8 protein-coding genes are annotated in these 24,839 nt (G+C 73.9%); all 8 read right to left on the reverse strand.

Translation table 11 applies throughout. From position 1 onward, the window contains the following. Nucleotides 1-149: 149 nt before the first annotated feature. The 8 genes from ACIQOW_RS20780 to ACIQOW_RS20815 all read right to left on the reverse strand — a co-directional run bounded on the left by ACIQOW_RS20780 (nt 150) and on the right by ACIQOW_RS20815 (nt 24,557). Nucleotides 150-959 (reverse strand): alpha/beta fold hydrolase, encoded by an 810-nt coding sequence (locus ACIQOW_RS20780; RefSeq protein WP_401087048.1) that lies wholly within the window; start codon nt 957-959, stop codon nt 150-152. A 104-nt stretch (nt 960-1,063) separates the two neighbouring features. Continuing rightward, nucleotides 1,064-1,288, reverse strand: a complete 225-nt coding sequence (locus ACIQOW_RS20785) for an MbtH family protein (RefSeq protein WP_401087049.1) — start codon at nt 1,286-1,288, stop codon at nt 1,064-1,066. 55 nt (nt 1,289-1,343) lie between these two features. Further along, entirely contained in the window at nt 1,344-8,549 is a 7,206-nt protein-coding gene (locus ACIQOW_RS20790; RefSeq protein WP_401087051.1) for an amino acid adenylation domain-containing protein, read from the reverse strand. Beyond that, on the reverse strand, nt 8,549-19,555 hold the full coding sequence (locus tag ACIQOW_RS20795) for an amino acid adenylation domain-containing protein (protein WP_401087053.1): 11,007 nt from the start codon (nt 19,553-19,555) through the stop codon (nt 8,549-8,551). The genes ACIQOW_RS20790 and ACIQOW_RS20795 overlap by 1 nt, the downstream gene beginning before the upstream one ends. 109 nt (nt 19,556-19,664) lie before the next feature. Continuing rightward, the gene (locus ACIQOW_RS20800) at nt 19,665-19,937 is read right to left on the reverse strand and encodes an acyl carrier protein (RefSeq protein WP_401087055.1); all 273 of its coding nucleotides are present in this window, start codon (nt 19,935-19,937) and stop codon (nt 19,665-19,667) included. A gap of 50 nt (nt 19,938-19,987) precedes the next feature. Next, nucleotides 19,988-20,869, reverse strand: coding sequence for a hypothetical protein (locus ACIQOW_RS20805; protein ID WP_401087056.1), 882 nt, complete (start codon nt 20,867-20,869; stop codon nt 19,988-19,990). Continuing rightward, complete coding sequence (locus ACIQOW_RS20810) at nt 20,866-22,746, reverse strand: acyl-CoA dehydrogenase family protein (RefSeq protein ID WP_401087057.1); 1,881 nt, start codon at nt 22,744-22,746, stop codon at nt 20,866-20,868. The genes ACIQOW_RS20805 and ACIQOW_RS20810 overlap by 4 nt, the downstream gene beginning before the upstream one ends. Beyond that, nucleotides 22,743-24,557, reverse strand: coding sequence for a fatty acyl-AMP ligase (locus tag ACIQOW_RS20815; RefSeq protein WP_401087059.1), 1,815 nt, complete (start codon nt 24,555-24,557; stop codon nt 22,743-22,745). The genes ACIQOW_RS20810 and ACIQOW_RS20815 overlap by 4 nt, the downstream gene beginning before the upstream one ends. Between the last annotated feature and the right edge of the window lie 282 nt (nt 24,558-24,839).

Raw genomic sequence — 24,839 nt, forward strand, 5'->3', positions numbered from 1 at the left:
GAGGGAGAGGCGCCCGGGCCCCCGTCGGGCACCTCTCCCTCCTCTCGTGCGTCGCACGGAAGAGCGTCCGGCCGGCCCCGGTTCTCCCCGGGTCGACCGGACCCCCGTGTGCGTTCGGCGGGCGCCCGCGACCGGGCGGCCGCGGGCGGTCAGCCGGTCCCGGCGTTCAGGAACTCCACCATGAGCTTGTTCACGGTGTCCGGGTCCTCCAGGTAACCGTAGTGGCCGCACCCCTCGACGAGTTCGAACACCGCACCCGGGACGGCGTTCGCGACCTCCCGGCCCAGGTGCGGCGGGGTGATCACGTCGTCCGCGAAGGCGATCACCTGGCAGGGAACGCGGATGTCCCGGTAGGCGTCGAGCCGGTCCTCCAGCCTGCTCACCTCCATCTGGGCCCGCAGGCCCGGGCCGACCGGCGGCGCCAGCTCGAACAGGTCCAGCCAGTCGGCCAGCGCGGCGTCGTCGTCGAGGGTGCGCGGCGACAGCGACTTCAGCGCGCGCAGCACGGCGGCGTAGCGAGGCGGCAGCGCCAGGCCGGAGTCGTGCAGCTCGATCTCGGCCCGGGTGAGGGCCGCCCGCAAGCTGTCGGTGCGGCCGCGGGTGGCCATCAGCACGACCCGGCTCACCAGTTCGGGCCGGGCCAGGGCGAGCTCCTGGGCGACGAAGGCGCCCATCGAGGTGCCGACCACCCGGACCGGGCCGAGCCCGAGCCGCTCCACGAGGCCGGCTACGTCGCCCACCAGGTCCTGGAGGGTGAAGCCCTCGGGGCATTCCGAGGTCGGCGGGATGCCCCGGTTGTCGAAGGTGATCGCGCGGAATCCGGCGGCGGTGAGCGCGGGCACCTGGTGCAGCTTCCACACGGTGGCGCCGCCGCCCGTCCCCTGGATGAGCACGACCGGCTCACCCCCTCCGGTGTCCTGGTAGTGAAGGCGTATTCCGTTGACCGGAACGACCGGCATCTGGCATTCCCCCTTGGTGTCGTCTGGAGCCGTTCGGTGTCGGACAGCCGTGTGGCCCGCCCCCGGGCGCTGAGGAGCGCTCGCGGACGGGCCACACGGGGGGATCAGGAGGCGTCGGCGCCTTCCATCGCCCGCACCAGGCTGGCGGGGCGCATGTCGGTCCAGTGGGTGTTGATGTAGTCGAGGGCCGTGTCGCGAGCGGTCGCCTCAAGGGCGGTGCTCCACCCCTCGGGCACCTCGATGAACGCCGGCCACAGGGAGTGCTGCCGCTCGTCGTTGACAAGGACGAGGTAGGTGCCCTCGGGGTCCTCGAAGGGGTTGCTGCTCATGCGATCGCTCCTTTTTCGAAGAATTCTTTTTCTTCCGATCGTTTCCATTCGCAGGTCACAGCCGCTCCGCGAGGAAACGCCCGATGCGGGCCGTGTGCCGGGCATCCGTCATCAGATTTCCATGAGTGGACTCTACCGGGCACACCTCGACCGAACCACCCACGAAGGGTTGCCACAAGCTGACATCCAACCGGCCCGAACGGTCGGCTTCCGACTTCTCCTCGGCGGAGACGAAAAGCAGGTCGCCGGTAAAGAATCCGGGCCGGAATCGCCGCATGAGCCGGACATTGTTCACATAGACGTCCTTCAGCGCCAGGATGTCCTGGGCCTCAAGGTGCCGGAGATTCTGGTTCCCGGTCTGCAGGAACTCGCGGAAACGCAGCAGGACCGCCTTCTCGTCTGCTATGAGCTCCTCCTGGTCGAAGGTGAAGCCCATCGCCCGGAGGTTGTGCGCGATGACCTCGTGCGGCACCGGGTCCTCGGTGACGGCGTCCGCGGCCTGCGGGTAGGCGTCCAGCAGGGCGAGGAGCGAGACCCGCTCGCCCTCCTCCTGCAGCCGGGTGGCGAGCGCGAAGGCGGTCAGGCCGCCGAAGGACCAGCCCGCCAGCCGGTACGGTCCGGCGGGTTGGACGGAGCGGATCAGGGCGAGGTAGTCCTCGGTCATCTCCTCCATCGTGGCGGGCAGGGCGCCCGAGCCGTCGAGCCCGCTGGCCTGGATGCCGTAGACCGGCACGTCGGGGCCGAGGTGGCGGACCAGGCCGGCGTAGCACCAGCCGAAGCCGCCGCCCGGGTGCAGGAAGAACACCGGCGCCGCCGTGCCACGGGCCCGCAGCGCCAGCAGCCCCCAGGTGGCCCGCCCGACCCCGGCGGCCTCCTCCCCCTGGCCCGCCGCGGCGCCGGCCAGGGCCCGGGCCACGCCCGCCGGGGTCGGGGCGTCGAAGACCGCGCGCACCGGCAGGTCCGCCGCGAGCTCCTCGCGGATCCGGCCGACCAGCCGGGCGGCGAGGAAGGAGTGGCCGCCGAGTTCGAAGAAGTCGTCCTCGGCACCCACCTGCGCCACCCCGAGGACCTCGGCGAACAGGGCGCACAGCGCGTGCTCCTCGGGCGTGGCCGGCGGCCGCGACCGCTCCTCGTTGCCCGGGTCGGGAGCCGGGAGCGCGGCCCGGTCGAGCTTGCCGTTGGGGGTCAGCGGCAGCGCCGCCAGGACGGTGAACGCGGCCGGGACCATGTGGTCGGGCAGCCGGCGCAGCAGGTGCTCCCGCAGCTCGCCCGGGTGCGGCCGGGCGCCGTCCGACCCGACCACGTACCCGGCCAGGCGACGGTCCCCGGGCCGGTCCTCCCGGACCACCACGGCCGCCTGGGCGACACCGGGGGCGGTGACGAGGGCGGCCTCGATCTCGCCGGGTTCGATCCGGAAGCCGCGGATCTTGACCTGGGTGTCGGCGCGTCCCAGGTAGACGAGCTGCCCGTCCGCCGTCCACCGGGCCAGGTCGCCGGTGCGGTACAGCCGGGTGCCGGCCGGGCCCCAGGGGTCGGCGACGAACCGCTCGGCGGTGCGGTCGGGACGGTGCGCGTAGCCGCGGGCCAGCGCGGCGCCCGCGATGTAGAGCTCCCCGGGAACGCCCGTCGGCACTGGGTTGAGCCGGCCGTCGAGCAGCCGGACGGCCGTGTTGTCGACCGGCGCGCCGATCGGCGGCGCGGTGGGCGACCAGTCGGCCGGGTCTTCGGGGAGCCGGACGGCGGTGACCACGTGCGTCTCGGCGGGGCCGTAGTGGTTGTGCAGGCGGCGGCCGGGCCGGGCCGCGCAGAAGGTCCGGATGGCGCCGTGCGGGGTGAGCGCCTCCCCTGCCTGCACGAGGTCGGTGAGCTCGGACAGCGGCAGCCGCAGGGCGGTCGCCGCCTCGCACACCGCGTCGAGGACCAGGTTGGGGGCGTACAGCTCGTGGACCCGCTGCTCCTGGAGCCAGCCGGCCAGCCGAGCCGGGTCGCGCCGGACGTCCTCCGGGCAGACCACCAGGGTCTTGCCGGCGAGGAGCGCGGAGAGCATCTCCTGCACGGACACGTCGAAGCTGACCGCGGTGAACTGGGCCACCCGGGTGCCGGGGCCGCCCGGGAGCTCCCGGTCGTGCCAGTCCAGCAGGTTGAGCAGGGCTCCGGCCGGCATGGTCACCCCCTTGGGGCGGCCGGTCGAGCCCGAGGTGTAGATGACGTAGGCGGGGTGGGCCGGGTGGTACGGGGCGGGGTGCCCGGCCGCGGCGGATTCGCCGTCGCCGTGGGCGGCGAGGGCGGCCAGGACCTCCGGGGAGTCGACCCGCAGCCTGGGCGGGTCGGCCCGGTCCGGGAGGACGCCGTCCAGGTCACCGGTGGTCAGGACACAGACCGGCCGGGCGTCGTCGAGCATGTACGCGATGCGGTCGGCCGGATAGGCCGGGTCCACCGGCAGGTAGCCAGCGCCCGCCTTGAGGACCGCGACCAGCGCGGTGACCAGGTCGACGGACCGGTGCATCGCGACGGCGACGAGTCTCTCGGGGCCCACGCCGCGGTCGCGGAGCAGCCGGGCGAGGCGGTCGGCCCGTTCGTCGAGCTCCCGGTAGCTCACCGCACCGGCGGCGTCCTGAACGGCCGTGGCGAGCGGGCTGCGGGCGGCCGCGGCCTCGAAGCCGGCGGCCGGCCCGGCGTGCCGGGTCCGGGGGTGGTCGGCGCCCGCCCCGCGGGCCAGCATCCGGTCCTGCTCGGGCCCGGTGAGCAGCCGCAGTTCGCCGAGGCGGCGCTGCGGGTCGGCCGTCACCTCGTCGAGCAGCCGCAGCAGCCGGTCGACCAGGGCGCGCGCCGTACCGGGGTCGAACAGGTCGGTGCTGAACTCCAGTCCGGCGCCGAGGCCGTCGGGGGAGCCGTCCGGGCCGTGCCGTTCGGCGAAGGAGAGCAGCAGGTCGAACTTGGCCGAGCCGGTGCCGGACGACAGGGGTTCGGCGGTGAGGCCGGGCAGCCGCAGGCCGCCGTCGGCCGCCGCGCCACGCTGGTCGGTGTTGTTGAAGGTGAGCATGGTCTGGAACAGGGGGTGGCGGGACTGCGCCCGCTTCGGGTTGACCGCCTCCACCAGCCGTTCGAAGGGCAGGTCCTGGTGCGCGTAGGCCGCCAGGTCCGTCTCCCGGACGCGGGCGATCAGCTCCCTGAATGTCGGGTCGCCGGAGGTGTCGGTGCGCAGCACCAGGGTGTTGACGAAGAATCCGACCAAGTCGTCGAGGGCGTCGTCGGTGCGGCCGGCGATCGGGGTGCCGAGGGGGATGTCCTCGCCCGCGCCGAGCCGGGTGAGCAGGGCGGCGACGGCGGCCTGGAGCACCATGAACGGGCTGGACTGGGTGGACCGGGCGAGGCCGCGGATCCGCCCGTACAACGCTTCCGGGACGTCGTAGAGGACGCGGTCCCCGCGGTGGCTCGCGACCGCTGGCCTGGGCCGGTCGACCGGCAGCGCCAGCTCTTCCGGGATGCCGGCCAACACCTGCTTCCAGTAGGCGAGTTGGCGGGAGGCCGGACTGTCCCCGGCGTCCTCGGCGCCGAGGACGGCGCGCTGCCAGAGGCTGTAGTCGGCGTACTGGACGGGCAGCGGACGCCAGGCGGGGGCGGCGCCGCCGTGCCGGGCGGCGTAGGCGGTGACCAGGTCCCTGGCGAGCAGCGGGGCGGACCAGCCGTCGCCGGCGATGTGGTGCACCAGCAGCAGCACGTGCTCCTCCGCGCCGGTGCCGAACAGCCAAGCCCGGAGCGGGAGTTCACGGTCCAGCGCGAAGCCGTGCCCGGCCGCCGCGGCGAGTTCCGCGTCGAGGCTTCCGGCCGGCACGCCGGGGACGTACGTCAGCTCCGGGCGGCCGTCCGCGCCCTCGCAGACGATCTGGTACGGGCCTTCGGCGTCCTCGGCGAAGACGGTGCGCAGCGACTCGTGGCGCTCGGCGACGTCGGCGAGGGCGGTCCGCAGCGCCTCCCGGTCCAGGTCGCCGGTGAGCCGCAGCGCGAAGGGGATGTTGTAGGTCGCACTGGGCCCCTCGAAGGTGTGCAGGAACCAGAGCCGGCGCTGGGCGAACGAGGCCGGGACGCGCTCCGGCCGGGGCGTGGCCCGCTCCAGGGCGGGCCGGGCGTCGCCGGCCGCGTCCAGGGCCCGGGCGAGGGCCGCCGGCGTGGGGTGCTCGAAGAGCTGGCGGACGGCGAGTTCGGCGCCGAGGACCGAGCGGACCCGGCCGACCAGCCGGGTGGCGAGCAGTGAATGGCCGCCCAGGTCGAAGAAGTCGTCGTCGATGCCGACCTGCGGCACGCCGAGGAGTTCGGCGAACAGCCCGCACAGGATGGACTCCTGCGGGGTGCGCGGCGCGCGCCGGTCCGCCGTGGCGGGCTGCGTCGGGTCCACCGTCGGCAGCGCCCGCCGGTCGACCTTGCCGTTGCCGGTGAGCGGCAGCGCGTCGAGCAGGAGGAACGCGCCGGGCACCATGTAGTCGGGCAGTTCGGCGGCGACGTGGGCGCGCAGCACGGCCGGGGACGGGTCGGTGCCCCGTTCGGCGACGAGGCAGGCGACCAGCCGCTTGTCGCCGGGGCGCGGTTCCTGGACGGTGACGACGGCCTGGGCGATGTCGGGGTGGCGGCCCAGGACGGCCTCGATCTCGCCCGGTTCGATCCGGAAGCCGCGCAGCTTGACCTGCTCGTCGGCGCGCCCGAGGTAGTCCAGGGTGCCTTCGGGGGTCCACCGCACGAGGTCTCCGGTGCGGTACATCCGGGAGCCGGCCGGCCCGTACGGGTCGGCGACGAAGCGTTCCGCGTTGAGCCCGGGGCGCCGCCAGTAGCCGCGGGCGAGGCCCGCCCCGGCGATGTGCAGTTCGCCGGCCGTGCCGGGCGGGACAGGCCTCAGCCCCGGATCCAGGACCAGCAGCCGGGTGTTGTCCAGCGGGGTGCCGATCGGGACGGCGTCCGGGACGGGGCCGCCGGCGGGCAGCCGGTGCCGGACCGCGAACGTGGTGGTCTCGGTGGGACCGTAGCCGTCGACGACGGCCGTCCCGGGGCAGGCGGCCATCACCCGGCGGACCGACGCGGCGGGCACCACGTCACCGCCGGTCCAGACCTCCCGCACGCCGGCGAGGGCGTCGGGGGCCTCGTCCGCGACGAGCTGGAAGAGGCCGGAGGTCAGCCAGAGCCCGGTCACGCCGTGCTCGGCGACCAGCTTGCCGAGCACCTCGGTGTCGAGGTCGCCGGGTGGGGCGACCACCGCGGTGCCGCCGGAGAGCAGCGGCACCCACAGCTCGTAGGTCGAGGCGTCGAAGGCGTGCGGTGAGTGGACCAGGACGCGCCGGTGGGCGTCGCCCGCGAACGACCGGTCGTGGGCGAGTTCGAGCACGTCGCGGTGAGTGACGGCGACGCCCTTGGGCGTGCCGGTCGAGCCGGAGGTGTGCATCAGGTAGGCGAGCCGCTCCCCCGGGACCTGCCGGGGCAGCTCCGCCCCGGCGGCGGACGGCCCCGGGCCGTCGTCGTCGACGGTGACCACCGGGCCGGTGCCGAGCTCCGCCGCCCGGCCGGTGTTCTCCTGGTCGGTCAGCACGAGGCCGGTCCCGGCCAGCGAGGCGACCTGCCGCAGCCGGTCCACCGGATCGCCCTGGCGCAGCGGCACGTAGGCCCCGCCGGCCTTGAGGACGGCGAGCACCGCCACCACCAGCTCAGCGGAGCGCTCCATGAGCAGTGCCACCGGCGTCTCGGCCGTCACGCCGAGGCCGACCAACCGCCGCGCCAGCGCGTCCGAGCGGGCGTCCAGCGCGGCGTAGTCGTACGCGGCCGTCCCGCACCGTACGGCGACGACGTCCGGGGTCCGGCGGGCCTGGGCCCGGAACGCCTCGGGCAGGCCGCCCCCGGGCACCGGGGTGTCCGCACCGCGGCCGAGGACCAGGGCGGCCCGGCGTTCGGCGTCGGAGAGCAGGTCCAGCCGGCCCAGCGGCAGGCCGGGGTCGGCGGCGACCGAGCGCAGCACCCGGACCAGCCGGTCCAGCACGGCGCGGGCGGTCCCTGCGGGGACCAGGTCGGGCTGGTGGTCCAGGCGCAGCCGCAGTCCGCCGCGGCCGACCGCCACCAGGGCGAGCGGGTAGTGGGTGGCGTCCCGGTTGCGGCTGCCGGTGACGGTGACCCCGCGGATGCCGCCGGGCCGGTCGTTCTCCGCCCCGATGTCCACCGGGTAGTTCTCGAACACCATGGTGGTGTCGAAGAGTTCACCGGCGCCGGCCAGCCGCTGCACCTCAGCCAGGCCGGTGTGCTGGTAGGGCTGGAGCCGGGTCTGCTCGTCCTGCACCCGGCGGACGGTGTCCACCAGGGACTCGTCGGAGCGCAGGACGACGCGCACCGGCAGGGTGTTGATGAACAGCCCCACCATGGTCTCGATCCCGGGGACCTCCGGCGGGCGGCCGGAGACGGTGCTGCCGAAGACCACGTCGTCCCGGCCGGTCAGCCCGCTCAGGACGACCGCCCAGGCGCCCTGGACCAGCGAGTTGAGGGTGAGGGCCCGCTCGCGGGCGAGGGCGGTGAGCGCCTCGTGGGTGGCCCGGTCCAGCTCCGTCTCCAGCCGGCCCGGTACGACCGGGGCCCGCTCGCCGGCGTGCGGCGCGACCAGCGTGGGACCGTCGAGCCCGGCCAGGGCCTCGCGCCAGGCGCCGAGCGCCGACGCCTTGTCCTGGCCGGCCAGCCACTGCAGGTAGTCGCGGAACGGCCGGACCCGGGGCAGCGCGCTGTCGTCGCCCGCGGTGGCGTACAGCACCAGCAGCTCGCGCACTAGCATCGGCCGCGACCAGCCGTCGAGCAGGATGTGGTGGTTGGTCAGCACGAACCGGTGCCGCCGCTCGCCGAGCCGCATCAGGGTGAACCGCATCAGGGGCGGACGGCCGAGGTCGAACCGGCGGGTCCGGTCCTCCTCCACGGCCCGGTCCGCTGCGGCCGTGCGCTCCCCCTCGGGGAGCCCGGTCAGGTCCAGCTCCTCCCAGGGCAGCCGCACCTCGTACGGGATGAGCTGCACCGGGCGCTGCACACCCGTGTAGCGGAAGGCCGCGCGCAGGTTGCCGTGCCGCCGCAGCAGGGTCCGGCAGGCCGCCCGCAGCGCCTCGGTGTCGAGCGCGCCCTCCAGGTCGATGGCCTGCTGCACGAGGTACACGTCCGGTGCCGCCTCGTCGTACACGCTGTGGAACAGCAGGCCTTCCTGGAGCGGGGCCAACGGCAGGATGTCCTGCAGTCCGGACTGCGTCGCCATTACCAGGTCCTCCACACGTCTTCCAGCGATTCGATCTCGTCCTGGCTCAGCAGGCTCAGGGACACGTCCGAGACGGTCAGCCCGCCCGCGTCGGAGCGTTCGGCGTGCTCGGTCAGCGCCCGGAGCGCCTGGAACCACAGGTCGGCCAGTTCCTCGACGTCGGTCCGGCCGAGGATGTCCCGCGCCCAGGTCCAGGTGGCGGCCAGCTCGGGCCCGGCGGGCCCGTCGTTGGTACGGGCGTTGAGCTCCAGCGGGTGCGCGAGCGGCACCCTCGGGTCGGTGCCGCCAGCGCCGGCCGCGGTGGACAGCACGGTCCAGTCCGGGACGGCGGTGCTCCCCGCGCCCTGCGGACCGGCCGTGGTGAAGCGGCCCAGGTAGTTGAAGGCCACCTGCGGTCGGAGCAGTCCGGCGAAGCCTGGGGCCGTGGCCGGGTTGAGGTGGCGCACCAGGCCGTAGCCCATGCCCTTGTCCGGCACCGCCCGCAGCTGCTCCTTGACCGCCTTGAGCGCGGCCCCGGCGGCGGGGCCGCCGGCGAAGGCGTCGGCCAGGTCGGCGATGACCGGGTCCAGTCGCACCGGGTACAGGCTGGTGAACCAGCCCACCGTCCGGGACAGGTCCGCCCCGCCGACGACGTCCTCCTCACGGCCGTGGCCCTCCAGGTCGATCAGGGCCGTGCCGGCCGGGCTGCCCCGCCAGCGCGCCCAGGCCAGCGCGAACGCGCTCAGCAGCACGTCGTTGACCTCTGCCTTGAACACCGACGCCACCCGGGTCAGCACCCGCTCGGTCACCTCCGTCGGCAGGGTCACCGTCAGGTGCTCCGCCGTCGCGTAGGTGTCCCGGCCCGGGTCCAGCGCCCGCCGGCCGATCCGCGGGTCACCGGGCCGCAGCACCTGCTGCCACCAGCCGGCCTCCGCCGCCCGGGCGGGCTCCGCCGCCTCGTCGGACAGCCGCTGCGCCCAGCGCCGCAGCGAGGTCCCGACCGGCTGCAGCCGCGGCTCGTGCCCGCCGCCCACCGCCCGGTACGCCTCCGCCAGGTCCGGCACCAGGATCCGCCAGGACACCCCGTCGACGACCAGGTGGTGCACGATCAACAGCAGCAGGCCGGGCAGGTCGCGGCCGCGGTCGAACCAGACCGCCTGGAGGACGCTGCCGGAGGCCAGATCGAGTCGCTCGCGGGCGGCCCGCGTCTCGCGGCCGACCAGCTCCCGCTGCGCCTGCTCGTCCAGCCCGGCCGCGTCGACGCGGCGGACCGTCGCGGCCGCGTCCACGGCGCCGGGAGCGCGGACCTCCAGCCGCCGCTCGGGCACCGGGGAGAGCCTGGCCCGCAGGGCGTCGTGGTGGTCGACCAGGGCCCCGACGGCCGCCTCCAGGTGCTCCCGGCTCATCGACGCCGGGACCTGGACCAGCCGGGACTGGTTGTACTGGTCGACGGGGCCGCCGCGTTCGAGGAACCAGTGCATGATCGGTGTCAGCGGCACCTCGCCGACCCCGGCGCCCGGCTCCTCGGCGGTCGCGCCCCCGGTCTCCCGGACGACCTCGGCCAGGGCGGCCACCGTCCGCTGCTCGAAGACGTCGCGGACCGACAGTTCGAGTCCGGCCCGGCGGGCCCGGCTGACCAGCTGGATCGACATGATGCTGTCGCCGCCGAGGTCGAAGAAGCTGTCGTCGATCCCGGCCTCGTCCAGGCCCAGCACGTCGGCGAACAGGGCGCACAGCGCCTTCTCGCGCTCGGTGCGCGGCCCGCGCCCGCCGGCGCCGTCCCGGTCCGCCCCGTACACCGGAGCGGGCAGGGCCCGCCGGTCGAGCTTGCCGTTCAGGGTGAGCGGCAGCCCGTCCAGCAAGACCACGGCGGAGGGCACCATGTAGTCAGGCAGGGCGGCGGCGACCCGGGTGCGCAGGGCGTCGGTGTCGACCCGCGCCCCGGCGACCGGGACGACGTACGCCACCAGGCGCTTGTCGCCGGGCCGGTCCTCGCGCAGGACGACGGCGACCTGGGCAACCTCCTCGGGGGCCGCGAGCACCGCCTCGACCTCGCCGGGCTCGATCCGGAAGCCGCGCAGCTTGACCTGGTCGTCGACGCGGCCGAGGAACTCCAGCCGCCCGTCGCCGAGCCTGCGCACCACGTCGCCGGTGCGGTACATCCGCTCGCCGCCGCCCGCGAAGGGGTCGGCCACGAAGCGCTGGGCGGTCAGCCCGGCCCGGCCCAGGTAGCCGCGGGCGACACCGGCACCGCCGATGTAGAGCTCGCCCGCGACGCCCGGGGGCACTGGCCGCAGCCGCGCGTCCAGCACGTGCACCCGGGTGTTCCACAGCGGCCGGCCGATCGGGACGACTGCCTCGGGCACCTCCTGCGGCGTCCGCAGCCGGTTGACCGTGGAGAACACCGTGGTCTCGGTCGGCCCGTACTCGTTGGCCACCACGGTTCCGGGGCAGGCCTCCAAAACCCGCCGCACGGCGGCCGGGGAGACCACGTCACCACCCGCCCAGATCTCCCGGACGCCCCGGAAGCACTCGGGCCGCTCCTCCGCGAGCACCCGGAACAGGCCGGCGCTGACGAACAGTCCGGTCACCCCGCCGTCGGCGATCGCGGTCGCGAGGTCAGCGGCGTCGATCCGCCCGGAGGGGGCGACGACGACGGTGCCGCCGGTCAGCAGCGGGGTCCAGATCTCGAAGGTGGAGGCGTCGAAGGCGTACGGGGAGTGCATCAGGACGCGCTCGTGGTTGCCGCCGCGCCAGTACCGGTCGGCCGCCAGGTGCACCACGTTGTGGTGGGTGTTGCCGACGCCCTTCGGGGTCCCGGTCGAGCCCGAGGTGTACATCACGTACACCAGCTGCTCGGCGTCCGTGGCCACGCCCGGGTCGGTGGCCGGTTCGGCCGCCAGGTCGAGCGCGCCCCCCGGCCCCACCCGCAGCACCGGCACGTCCACCGCGAACCCGACGGCGTCCGGGGCCCGGTCGGTGAGCAGGGCCACCGCCGCGGTGTCCCGCAGGATGAACTCGGAACGGACGGCGGGCTGGTGCGGGTCGATCGGCACGTACACGCCGCCGGCCTTGAGCACCGCGAGCGTCGAGACGACCAGCTCCGCCGAGCGCTCCTGCAGGACGGCGACCCGGCTCTCGGCTCGCACGCCCCGGCCGATCAGGAGGTGCGCGAGCCGGTTCGCCCGCTCGTTGAGCTCCCGGTAGGTGACCGTCCCGTCGGCGCCCGCGAGGGCCACCGCGTCGGGGCGGGCCGCCGCGTGCTCCTCGAAGAGCACGTGCACCGGGGTCCGGTCGCGGTGCTCGACGGCCGTGTCGTTCCACTCCACGAGGATCCGGCGCCGCTCCTCGGCGTCTAGGACCTCGACCTCGCCGATCCGGCCGTGCGGGTCCTCGGCGAGGGCCGACAGGACGCGGACGAAGCGGTCCGCGATGCTCTGCGCAGTTTCCCGGTCGAACAGTTCGGCGCTGAAGTCCAGCGCGCCGGCCAGGGCCGGGGTGCGGCCGGACGCCGCGCTGTGCTCGACCAGCTCGAAGGAGAGGTCGAACTTCGCGGAGGGCGCGCCGAGCGGGCGGCCGGTGACGGTGAGGCCGGCAAGGCCGGCGGTGCCGGCGTGGGCGGTTCCGCGGGCGCCGCTGTCCCGGGCGCCGCTGTCGAAGCTGAGCGCCGTCTGGAAGAGCGGGTGCCGGGCGAGCGAGCGCTCCGGGTTGACCGCCTCGACCAGGCGCTCGAACGGCAGGTCCTGGTGCCCGTAGGCCTCCAGGTCCTGGGTGCGGACCCGCTCGATCAGCTCCGCGAACGCCGGGTCGCCGGAGGTGTCGGTGCGCAGGACCAGGGTGTTGACGAAGAATCCGACCAGGTCGTCCAGCGCGTCGTCGGTGCGGCCGGCGATCGGGGTGCCGAGCGGGATGTCCTCGCCCGCGCCGAGCCGAGTCAGCAGCGCGGCCAGCGCCGCCTGCAGCACCATGAACACACTCGCGCGCTGCTCGCGGGCCACCGCGGTCAGGCGCTCGTGCAGGCCGTCGGGGAACGCGAAGGTCACCCGGTCGCCCCGGTAGGAGGCGGTGGCCGGCCGCGGCCGGTCGAACGGCAGCGCCAGCTCCTCCGGGAGGCCGGACAACATCCGCTTCCAGTAGGCGAGTTGGCGAGAGACCTCACTGTCCGGATCGGCCTCGGAGCCCAGCAGCTCGCGCTGCCACAAGCCGTAGTCGGCGTACTGCACCGGCAACGCCCGCCAGGCCGGCGCCGACCCGAGGACGCGCGCCGAATAGGCAGCCGTCAGGTCGCGGACCAGGATGCCGCGCGACCAGGCGTCGCCCGCGATGTGGTGGGTCAGCAGCAGCAGGGCGCTGCGCGGCGCGCCCTCGCCGTCCGCCGCAGGGGGGAGCCGGAACAGCGAGGCCCGCAGCGGGATCTCCCGGCCCAGGTCGAAGACGTACCCGGCCGCGCGCCGCATCACCCGGTCCACGGCCGCGTCGTCGCCGTCGACCTGCTCGACGGCCAGCGGCACCCGCGCCTGCTCCGGCTCCAGCACCACCTGGTGGGCGGCGCCGTCGGCGTCCTCGGCGAAGACGGTCCGCAGGCTCTCGTGACGGGCGACCACGTCGGCCAGCGCGCCACGGAGTGCCTGCTCGTCGACCGGTCCGGTCAGGTTCAGCGAGACCGGCATGTTGTAGGTGGCGCTCGGCCCCTCCAGGTGCTGGAGGAACCAGAGCCGCTGCTGGGCGTGCGACAGCGGCACCCTGGCCGGCCTGGCCACGCGGACCACCCGGCTGCGCGAACCGGCTCCCGCATCCAGTGCGGTGGCGAGTTCGGCGACGGTGGAGGCCTCGAAGACCTGCCGGACCGCGAGCTCCACGTCCAGGACGGACCGGATCCGGCTGACCAGCCGGGTCGCGAGCAGGGAGTGCCCGCCGAGCTGGAAGAAGTCGTCGTCGATCGAGACCGACTCCACCCCCAGCGTCTCCGCGAACAGCCCGCACAGGATCTCCTCGCGCGGGGACCGCGGCGAACGCCCCGCGGAGTCCACGCCATACTCCGGCGCCGGCAGCGCACGGCGGTCCAGCTTGCCGTTCGGCGTCAACGGGAACGCGTCGAGGACGACGAACGCCGACGGCACCATGTAGTCCGGCAGTCGGCCGGCCGCGTGCTGCCGCAGGCCCTCGACCGGGCCCGACGCCACCAGGTACGCCACCAGGCGCTTGTCCCCCGGCCGGTCCTCCCGGACCAGCACCGCGGCTTGAGCCACCTCCGGGTGACCACTCAGGACGGCTTCGATCTCGCCCAGCTCGATCCGGAAACCACGCAGCTTCACCTGGTCGTCGACCCGCGACAGGTACTCCAGCTCCCCGTCCCGTGTCCACCGCACCAGGTCACCCGTGCGGTACATCCGCGAACCCGGCGAACCGTGGGGGTCGGCGACGAAACGCTCGGAGGTGAGGGCGGCCCGGTGCCAGTAGCCACGGGCGAGGCCCGTACCGGCGACGTACAGCTCACCCGGCACACCCGCCGGAACGGGACGCAAGCCCCCGTCCAGCACGTACACCCGGGTGTTCGCGATCGGACGACCGATCCGCGGCGCACCCGCCGCCCCGCCGGCCACATCCCAGACCGTCGACCACACCGTGGTCTCCGTCGGCCCGTACATGTTCGCCACCGACACCGCACGATCCGCCAACTCCACCGCCAGATCCGACGGCAGAGCCTCACCACCCACCAACACCCGCAACCGCTCCACCACCGAAGCGTCCTGCGCCAGCACCGCCCGCCACAGACTCGGCGTCGCCTGCATCACCGACGCACCCGACGACCGCACCAACCCACACAACGCCACCGGATCCCGCACCACATCCCAAGCAGCCACCACCACCGCGGCACCACTCACCAACGGCACGAACAACTCCAGCCCCGCGATGTCGAAACCGACCGTCGTCACCGCCAACAGCCGATCCCCCACCCCCAGACCGAACCGACCCGCCATCGACACCACGAAGTTCACCAACGCACCCTGCGGAACCACCACACCCTTCGGCAGCCCCGTCGAACCCGACGTATAGATCACATACGCCGACCCCGACGCCGTTGCCGGTAGCGCCGGCACCGACGCAAGCTCGGCCCCGAAGCTCTCGGGAGCGTCCAGGAGCAGGCACTCCACGGACAACTCCGGCAGTTCACCGAGTAGTTCGCTCGTGGTCAGCACCAGTACCGGATCAGCGTCCGCCAGCATGAACGCCAGCCGGTCCGCCGGATACTCCGTGTCCAGCGGCAGATACGCCGCCCCCGCCTTCCACACCGCCAACAGCGCCACCACCAGATCCACCGACCTCGGCAACGCCACCGCCACGAACCGCTCCGCCACCACACCACGAGCCACCAGCACGCCCGCCAACCGCTCCGCACGCGCATCCAACTCCGCGTACGACAAAGAGACTTCACCGGCCACCACCGCCACCGCATCCGGCGACACCGCCACCCGCTCCGCGAACAACTCCACCACCGAACGACCCGGCACCTCACACGCCGTCTCGTTCCACCCCTCCACCACCAGACCCGCCTCAACCCCATCCAGCAGGTCGATGGAGCCGATGGGTCCCGAGGGCGCGGACACCGCGGTGGCGGCCAGGCGGAGCAGCCGGTCGACGAAGGCCTGGGCCGTCACCCGGTCGAAGAGGTCCGTGGCGAACTCCAGCACGCCGGCGAGGCCGTTCGCCCGGCCCTGCCCGTCGAACTGCTCGGTGAAGCCGAAGGCCAGGTCGAACTTGGCGGCCGAGGTGTCGACCGACTGGCGCTCGACCGTGAGGCCGGGCAGTCCGTCGAGCGAGTCCAGGGCGCCCTGGTAGTCGGTGTTGTTGAAGGTCAGCAGCACCTGGAACAGCGGGTGCCGGGCAAGCGAGCGCTCCGGGTTCACCGCCTCGACCAGCCGCTCGAACGGCAGGTCCTGGTGCGCGTAGGCACGGAGACTGGTCTCCCGGACCCGGCCCACCAGTTCTCTGAACGAGGGGTTGCCCGAGGTGTCGGTGCGCAGGACGAGGGTGTTGATGAACACGCCGATGAGCTGGTCGAGGGCGTCGTCGGTCCGGCCGGCGATCGGCGTGCCCAGCGGCACGTCCTCGCCCGCGCCGAGCCGGGTCAGCAGCGCGGCCAGTGCCGCCTGCAGCACCATGAACGGGCTCGACTGCGTCTCCCGCGCCAGCGCGACGACCCGCCCGTACAGCTCACCCGGCACCTCGAACGGAATCCGCTCACCCCGGTACGAGGCCACCGCCGGCCGCGGCCGGTCGAACGGCAATTCCAACTGGTCCGGCAGGCCGGCCAAGGCCTGCTTCCAGTAAGTGAGTTGACGTGCGATCTCACTGCCCGGCTCGCCCTCCGAACCGAGCGTCTCCCGCTGCCACAAGCTGTAGTCCGCGTACTGGACAGGCAGCGCCTGCCAGTCCGGCGCCTCCCCGGCGACACGCGCCGCGTAGGCCGCCGTCAGGTCCCGCGCCAGCGGGCCACGCGACCACGCGTCGCTCACGATGTGGTGGGTCAGGACGAGCAGGACGTGGTCCGCCTCCGAGAGGGCGAGCAGCGTCGCCCGGAACGGGATCTCGTGGGCGAGGTCGAAGGGGTGGGCCGAGGCCTCGGCGAGGCTCTCCGTCAGCTGCTCCTCGTCCGTCTCCACGACGTCCAGCGGCAGCTCGACCCGGTCGGCGGGAAGGATGACCTGCCCCGCTCCCTCGGCGTCCTCGACGAAGAGGGTGCGCAGACTCTCGTGGCGTGCGACGACGTCGGCCAGGGCCAGCCGCAGCGCCTCCCGGTCCAGCGAGCCCTGCAGCCGGAGGGCGCCGGGCGCGTTGTACGCGGTGCTGTCGCCGTCGAGCAGCTGGAGGAAGCGGAGCCGCTGCTGGGCGTAGGAGAGCGGGATCCGCTCCGGGCGCGGGACGGCGGCCGTGAGGGCGGGACGCACCCTGCTGTCGGCGCGGTCGATGGCCTCCGACAGGCCAGCGACGGTGGGGGTGTCGAACAGCTGCCGGACACCCAACTCGACGTCCAGGAGGGTGCGGATGCGGCTGACCAGCCGGGTCGCGAGCAGGGAATGCCCGCCGAACCGGAAGAAGTCGTCATCGATCGAGACGGACTCCACCCCCAGCGTCTGCGCGAACAGCCCGCACAGCACCTCCTCGCGCGGGGAGCGGGGCGCACGACCCACCGAGTCGACGTCGTACTCCGGCGCCGGCAGCGCCCGACGGTCCAGCTTCCCGTTCACCGTCAACGGCAGCGCGTCCAACACCACGAACGCCGACGGCACCATGTACTCCGGCAACCGCCCCGCCACGAACTCCCGCACACCATCCAGCGATTGACCGCCATCAGAGGCCGCCACGTACGCCACCAGGCGCTTGTCCCCCGGCTCGTCCTCCCGCACCACCACCGCAGCCCGCGCCACACCCCCATGCGCCACGACCGCGGCCTGCACCTCACCCAACTCGATCCGGAAACCCCGAACCTTCACCTGGTCATCAACCCGACCCACATACACCAACTGGCCACCGGCATTCCACCGCGCCACATCACCCGTGCGATACATCCGCGCACCCGAAGGACCGAACGGATCCGCAACAAACCGCTCCGCCGTCAGATCAGCACGCCCCCAATACCCACGCGCCAACACCACACCCGCCACATACAACTCACCCGCCACCCCCGGCGGAACCGGACGCAACCGCGAATCCAACACATACGCCCGCGTATTCCAGAACGGCCGACCAATCGGCACCGGACCCGAACCCACCACCTCACCAGGCTCAATCCGAAAATCCGTGCAATTGACCGTCGCCTCCGTCGGCCCATACGCATTCACCACCACCACACCCGGATGCGACACCCGCCACGAACCCAGCGCCTCACCCACCAACGCCTCACCACCCGTAACCAACATCCCCGACGCCGACACCCCCGCCGGCAACACCTCCAACAACCCCAAATGCGACGGCGTCACCTTCATGAACGACGGACGACCCCAATCCCCCGCCCGCTCATCCAACTCCGCCAACACCACACACCCACCACTCACCAACGGCGCATACAAACCCGTCACCGACAGATCGAACGCCACCGACGAATGCAACAACGACAACCCCGCCGCATCCCCATACACCTCACGAGCACGCACCAAATACGCACCCACCGAACGATGCTCAACCACCACACCCTTCGGCCGACCCGTCGAACCCGACGTGAACACCACATACACCGGATGCGACAACGACAACCCCACCCGACGATCCACATCCGACACCGGACCATCCGAAAAACCGGAAACCTCCAGCATCTCAGGGGCATCGATCACCACCACCGGACGCGCATCCCCCAACACCTGCGCCACCCGCTCAACCGGCGACCCCACATCCACCGGCACATACGCACCACCGGCCTTCACCACACCCAACAACGCCACCACCAACTCCACCGACCGCGGCAGCACCACCCCCACAAACGACTCAGCACCAACCCCCCGGCCGATCAGCCACCGAGCCACCCGGTTCGACCACGCATCCAACTCCCGATACGTCAACGACCGACCACCGGCAACCACCGCCACCGCATCCGGCGTCCGCACCACCTGCTCACCGAACAACACCGGCAACGACACCCCACGGACATCCCGCGACTCGCCGTTCCACCCCACCAACACCCGCTCACGCTCACCCACCACGAACACATCCACCCGGTCCACAAGAACCGACGGGTCGGCCGCGACCTGCTCCAACACCCGTACCAGCCGGTCCTGGTGGGCGGTCAGCTCGTCCTCCCGATAGAGGGCGGGGTCCGCGTCGAGCTCCAGGCGGATCCCGCCGCGCGACGTCGCGCTGCCGTAGAAGTTGACCTTCAGGTCGTTCACCGGACCGGTGGACAGCGGGTGGACCGTGGCGGGGCTGTCCCCGAAGACCGGCTCGCCGGCGAAGGCCATCACGTTGACCGTCGGGCCGAGCCGGGCCTGACGGCCGCCGGACAGGCCCAGCTCCCGGACGAGGTCCTCACCGCGGAACCGCTGGTGGCGGATCACGTCCGCGAGCGAGCGGGCGACCTCGGTGGTCAGTTCGGCGAAGGTGCGGTCCGGGGCGGGCGTCAGCCGGATGGGCAGGACGTTGACCATCGCGCTGGGCGTGGTCAGCCCGGTGCGGCCGGTGCGGCCCGCGAGGGGGAGCGCGAAGGTGAAGTCGGTCCGGTCCGTCATGCGCTGGTAGAGGACCGCGGTGGCGGCGATCGCCAGGGCGGGCCACGGCACGCCCAGCCGCTCGGCGAGTGCGGCGAGTCGGGCCACCAGGTCCGGGTCCAGGGTGCGGACGCGGCGCAGGCTGCTGTGGGTGCTGCCAGCCGAGCGGTCGGCGAGGGTGATCGGGTCCGGCACGTCCGTGAAGTGGTCCAGCCAGTACGCGCGGTCCTGCCGGCGCCGTCGCGAGTCGGGGTAGGAGGCTTCGTCGGCGACCACCCCGTCCAGCGTCGCAAAGGGGGACGCCGGGGGCTCCTGCCCGGCGAGCAGGGCGGTGTAGAGGGCCGCGACGCGGTCCGTGTAGACCGACTGGCCGAAGCCGTCGAGCACCGCGTGGTGGTAGTGGTGCACGTAGAACGAGCGGTCGTCGGCGAGCCTGAGCAGGGTCTGGGCGCTGAGCGGGCCGCGGCCGAGGTCGAAGGGCCGGGCCATCTCCCGCGCCATCCAGCGGTGCGCCTCGGCCTCCGGGTCCGGGGTGTCCCGCAGGTCGACCACCCGCAGCGGCCGGTCCTCGGCGCGCGTGACCAGCTGCCAGAGCCGCGGTTCGCCGTCCGGGCCGGTGCCCTCGACGAAGTGTGAGCGCAGCGCCTCGGTCTCCTCGACGCCCCGGCGCACGGCCTCCGCGAGGACGTCGACGTCCACCGGACCGTCGATCTCGTAGTAGCCGCCGCAGTTGTAGAGGGGGCTGTCCGGCTGCAGTTGCTGGGCGACCCGGATGCCCAGCTGGGCGGCGGTGACGGGTCGACGGAGCGTACGGGCGTCGTCGGACATGGACGAGCGGTCCTCTCGGATCTGCGGGGTGGCGGACTGCGGGCGGGGCGGGGGCGCGTGGGGCGGGGACGCCTGGGGAAGGACTGGGGCCGGCGCGGGCGACGAAGGGTCAGGCCTCCCGGGCCACTTCCTCGATCAGGGCCGCGCTGAGGGCGTCGATGGTGGGGTTGTCCCACATGACGGTCGGGTCGAGGGAGATGTCGAGGTGGTCCTCCAGCTCGGCGGCGACCGAGAGGACGTAGAGCGAGTCGAGGCCGTAGTCGGAGAGCCTCGCGGCGGGGTCGATGGTGTCCGCGGGCCGCTCCAGGTGGGCGGCCACGCAGTCGACCAGCCAGGTGCGCAGGCTCTCGACGGTGTGGGTGTCGGTACCGGTGTCGGTCATGGGGGCTCTCCTCGGTGGCAGTGGTCGGGGGACGGTGACGGCCGGCCGGGTCAGGGCCGGTCGGGCAGGGCTCGCCGGGCCAGGTCGAAGGACCGGCCGCTCTCGTAGCGGTCGACGAGTTCCGCGTACAGCTGCTCGTGCACGGGGCCGCCCGGCTGCGGGGCCCGTCGGGCCCGGCCGGTCAGCGCGCGTCCGGGGGCCGCGGCGAGCAGCCGCGGGTCGCAGAGGGCGGCGGCCCCGGGGTCGGCGAGCAGTTCGGCGAGCGGGACCGGGGCGGCGTCGGTCTCCGGCGTGCGGCGCCCCGCCTCGAACAGGGCGCGCTGGGTCTCGGACAGCAGCCGCTGGAACGCGGCGTGCTCGCCCACGCGGATGTAGAAGCGCGACCCCATCACCACCGAGAGGCGGTCCAGCGCGCCCTGGAGGACGCGCGGTCCGAGCACCGCCAGGGCGCGCGCGGGGGCGCCGCGCTCGGCAGGCCCGGCGTCCGTCCCGCGCACGGCGAGCGTGGCCAGCACGTCGCAGAGCAGGAGGTCGGCGAAAGCGCCGGAGAGCAGCGAGCGCAGGGACGGCAGGTCGATCGCGGCGGCCCCGTAGAGGCGGCGGGCCTGCAGGTGCCGCAGGGTGATCCGGAGCGCGGAGTCGAGGGCGCCGACGCAGGCGCCGACGGCGAGCGCCTCGACGAGGCCGCCGGCCGCCGACGCGGTGGGCGGCAGCACGGCCAGGGCGGGCGAGCGGCGGTGGACGGCCCGCAGGGCGTGCAGCACCGGCTCGGGGTCGCCGGCCGGGACCTCCCAGGCGTCCCCGTCCGGGCGCCGACCGGCCTCCGCTGCGGCGAGCACGGCCTCGAAGCCGTACGGGTTCGCGGGGTCGTAGGGGTCGCCGAGGCGCTGTTCCAGGGTGTCCGCGAGGGCTGCGGTGGTGGTGGTGTTCACGAGGCCTCCGCCTTCCGGGATCCGACGGGCTCACGGTGGTCCGGGGCGACCGGGGCGACCGGCGTGCTCGGTGTGTCCGGTGTGCCCGGCTGGTCCAGCAGGGAGAGGAAGGTGCCGGGTGGGCAGGCCAGCAGCTCGTCGGCGAGGTCGTCCAGCACCTCGGCCTCCGCGTCCTCGACTGGCTCGCCGAGGTCGGTCAGCGCCTTGACGAGGCAGCCGCGCAGCCACGCGTCTGGCACCGCTCCGACACCGGCCCGGGTGCCACGCAGCCAGAGGTGCAGGGCGCCCGACGCCGCGAAGCACAGTTCGTAGCGCTCGGCGAGGTCGAACGCCTCGGTCGGCACGGCCCGGGGGGTGAACCGGACCACCGCCATCGCCTCGTGCAGCCGGTCGGTGGCGTCGAGCAGCCGCTCGGCGAGCGAGAGCACCGGGAGCAGCGAGTGCGGCGGAACCGGCGCGGTCGTCCCCCCGTCCGGCTCCCGGGCGGCCCGTTCGCGCAGGTCGGCGACGGCCCCCGGCAGTCCGGCCACGACGGAGCAGCCGCCGGTGGACAGCAGGCTGAGCGAAGCCGGCCGGAAGGGCCTCGGCGGGGTGTGCGGGGCGGCGGCCTCGGCCAGGCCGTCCGCGTCGACGCGGCCCTTCCGGTAGCCGCGGGCGATGCGCGGGAACTGCTCGATCAGCGCGTTGCGGTTGACGAGGCTGCTGCCGTCGAAGATCCCGATGATGCGGTGGTCCCGCTCCGCCTTGGCGAACTGTCCGTGCGGGTCTCCGGCGCCGAGCAGCCCGTGCGGGCCGAGGAGGTACAGCAGCCGGGCGATCACGGCGTCGGTCTGGGCCGGGACGTAGGCCTTGGCGACGGCGGAGATCACGCTCATCTCGCCGGTGAGGGCGTGCAGGGAGCGCACCACGACCAGGCCGGTGGCCTCGGCGAGGAGCAGGCCGGCGGCGGCCTCGCCCAGTTCGCGCCGGACGTGCGGCTGCCGCGCGAGCGCCGTGTCCCGCTCCCCGGGGGCGAGCGGTGCGCCGCCGGCCCGGTGGGCGGCGGCGAAGTCGAAGGCCAGGCGCAGGGCGTGGTCACCCGCGCCGAGCGACATGGCGGCGCAGCAGGTCCGGGTGATGTGCAGGGCCTTGACGATGATCTCGACGCCCTGGCCGGGCGCGCCGATCAGCGCATCCGCGGGCAGCAGGGCCCGGTGGAAGGCGATCCCGCTGATGTCGGCGCCGCGGATGCCGTAGGTGGGCACCTTGGGCAGGGCGGTGTGCGCGCCGGGTGCCAGCCGGGCCTTGTCGACCAGGAAGAGGCTGAAGCCGCGCGGGCCGCCCGCGTCGTCGGTGCGGGCGAGCACGGTGACCAGGCCGGCCCGGGTGACGTTGTTGATCAGCCACTTCTCGCCGTCCAGCAGCCAGCCGCCGTCGGGCGCGGGGCGCGCGGCGACCTCGCCGGCGAGCAGGTCGCTGCCGTGGTGGCGTTCGGTCAGCGCGCAGGAGACCACCTCGGCGGCGGTGATCCGCCGGCCGAGCCGGCGGGCGGGTTCGGCGACGTCGGCGATCCAGGTGGGCACGGCACCGAGATAGGTCTTGCCGTGGGCGGCGGCGACGGTGAGGTCGATCCGGGAGACGGCGCGCAGCAGCCGCATCACGACGCCGAAGTCGTCGAGGGCGCCGCCGTGTTCGGCGGGCACGTAGTAGCGGGGCAGGCCGGCCTCGTCGAGGGCGCGGCAGGCGTCGGCGGGGAAGGCGTCGGCCTCGTCCAGGGCGGCCAGGGCGGCCGCGTCGAAGGGCCGACCGGGGGCGGTGAGTTCGCGCAGCTGCCGGGTGAGCTGCGCCACCGGGTCGGGGTCGGTGGGGCGCTGGGCGGGGGGCACCGCGGCGGTCATGCGCCGGCCGTCCCGGCGGCGGAGGCGACGGGGGCGGCCACGGCGGCAGCGGCCACCGCGACCGGGCGGAGGAGGTTCTCCTGGTAGTCCGCGTAGGTGGGTTCCAGGGCGCCGGCCCGGAACAGCTCGCGCATCGCCGAACGCTGGATCTTGCCGCTGGTGGTGCGGCGCACCCCGCCGGGGCGCAGCAGGAGGACGGCGCCGACGGGGGCGCCGAACTCGCGGGCGACGGTCAGCCGCATCTCGGCGGCGAGCCGGCGCAGCAGCTCCTCCTCCTTGATGCCGCGCACCTCGTGGGTGACGACGAGGACGTCCTCGCGCTGCGGGCCGTCGCCGGGGACGGCGAAGCAGGCGCCGACCAGGCTGCCCAGTTCTGACTGCTGGAGCCGGAGTTCCTGCTCGATGTCCTGCGGGTAGAGGTTGCGGCCGCGCAGGTTGAGCACGTCCTTGAGCCGACCGGTGACGTACAGCTCGCCGTCGTAGAGGGTGCCGAGGTCGCCGGTGCGCAGGTAGCCGGTGTCGCCGTCCTCGGTGGTCGCGCGGAACTCGGCCTCGTTGGTGGCCTCGCGGTTCCAGTAGCCGTGGCCGATGACGGGGCCGCGGAGCCAGATCTCGCCGACGCCGCCCTCGGGCAGGACGCGGCGGGTGCCGGGGCCGACGATGCGGATCTCGGCGCCGGTGACGGGCCCGCAGCTCGCGACGGCGCGGCCGGACACGCCGTCGGCCACCGGCCGGAACTCGTGGTTCTCCAGCAGGTCCGGGTCGATGTGGCGCACGCCGGGGGCGCCGTGGAGCGCGCCGGAGACGAAGAGGGTGGCCTCGGCCATGCCGTAGCAGGGGCTCAGGGTGGTGGGCCGCAGGCCGTACGGCGCGAAGCGCTGGTGGAAGCTGTCCAGGACGGCGGGGCGGACCGGTTCGGAGCCGTCGACGGCGTACGTCCAGCGGGACAGGTCCAGGCCCTCGGCCTGGGCGTCGGTGATCCGCCGGACGCACAGCTCGTACGCGAAGTCGGGTGCGGCGCTGGTGTGGATGCCGAAGCGGTCGATCATGTGCAGCCAGAGGTGCGGCCGCTTGAGGAAGGTGGCCGGGCTCATCAGGACGGTCCCGGCGCCGCGCAGCAGCGGTGGCAGGATGATGCCCATCAGCCCCATGTCGTGGAAGTGCGGGATCCAGCCGCCGAACGGGGTGTGCTCGTCGAGCCCGAACCGGTCGATGATGGTGGAGCTGTTCTGCAGCAGGTTGCCGTGGGTGATGACGACGCCCTTGGGGTCGCCGGTGGACCCGGAGGTGTACTGCAGCACGGCGACGGTGTCGTGCGTGACGGGCGGCATCGTCCAGCCGTCCGGGCCCGGTCCGGCGCCGTCGTCGGTGACCAGCAGGGCGAGGTCGTCGATCCCCTCCTCGGTGATCCAGTCCTCGACGTCGCCGCAGGTGGCGGTGTCGGTCAGGACCGCCACCGCCCCGGCGTCGGCGGCGATCCGCACCACGCGGTGGCGCTCGTGGCGGTAGCGGCCCGGCAGCGAGGCGGGGACAGCGACGGCGCCGGCGTAGAGGCAGCCGAGGAAGGCGGTCAGGAAGGCCGGCCCGGCGGGGTAGAGCAGCACGGCCCGTTCGCCCGGGACGATCCCGGCGGCGCGCAGCCGTACGGCGATCTCGCGGGCCTGCCGGTCCAGTTCCGCGTACGTCAGCCGGCTCGCCCCGTCCTCCTGGAGCGGATCGCTCACGAATGTCAGCGCGTCCTTCTCCGGAATGTTCTCCGCATGCCTGACGAGCACTGCGGTGACACTGGGGGCGGTGACGATTTCCGCCATGTGGATGCCTGCCCTTCGCCTTCGCTCCTGGGAATTCCTGCCGCGCCGGTCCGGCACCGCAGCTTCTTTCTAGCGACGCCCCGGCGGGCCGGGGAAGGCGACTGACAGCAAACTGCAGAACGGGACGGGCGGGCACCCGGCGGCGGGGGCCTTCCCCGCGCCCCGGGCCCCGCGAGGGGCCTCCAGCCCTCCGGTACCGGCCAGTCGGAGCCCCGTCCGGGGGCGCTGACGGGCGGTAGGGTCGAGGCACCGTCAGCGCGAGGCCGCCTTTCCCGACCGCTG

The organism is Kitasatospora sp. NPDC091335, assembly GCF_044757205.1.
Taxonomy (GTDB): Bacteria; Actinomycetota; Actinomycetes; order Streptomycetales; family Streptomycetaceae; genus Kitasatospora.

Bases quoted from the DNA above. Each gene is read 5' to 3' on its own strand.
- ACIQOW_RS20810 (WP_401087057.1), bottom strand. From the start codon at position 22,746: ATGACCGCCGCGGTGCCCCCCGCCCAGCGCCCCACCGACCCCGACCCG.
- ACIQOW_RS20785 (WP_401087049.1), bottom strand. From the start codon at position 1,288: ATGAGCAGCAACCCCTTCGAGGACCCCGAGGGCACCTACCTCGTCCTT.
- ACIQOW_RS20780 (WP_401087048.1), bottom strand. From the start codon at position 959: ATGCCGGTCGTTCCGGTCAACGGAATACGCCTTCACTACCAGGACACC.
- ACIQOW_RS20795 (WP_401087053.1), bottom strand. From the start codon at position 19,555: ATGTCCGACGACGCCCGTACGCTCCGTCGACCCGTCACCGCCGCCCAG.
- ACIQOW_RS20815 (WP_401087059.1), bottom strand. From the start codon at position 24,557: ATGGCGGAAATCGTCACCGCCCCCAGTGTCACCGCAGTGCTCGTCAGG.
- ACIQOW_RS20800 (WP_401087055.1), bottom strand. From the start codon at position 19,937: ATGACCGACACCGGTACCGACACCCACACCGTCGAGAGCCTGCGCACC.
- ACIQOW_RS20790 (WP_401087051.1), bottom strand. From the start codon at position 8,549: ATGGCGACGCAGTCCGGACTGCAGGACATCCTGCCGTTGGCCCCGCTC.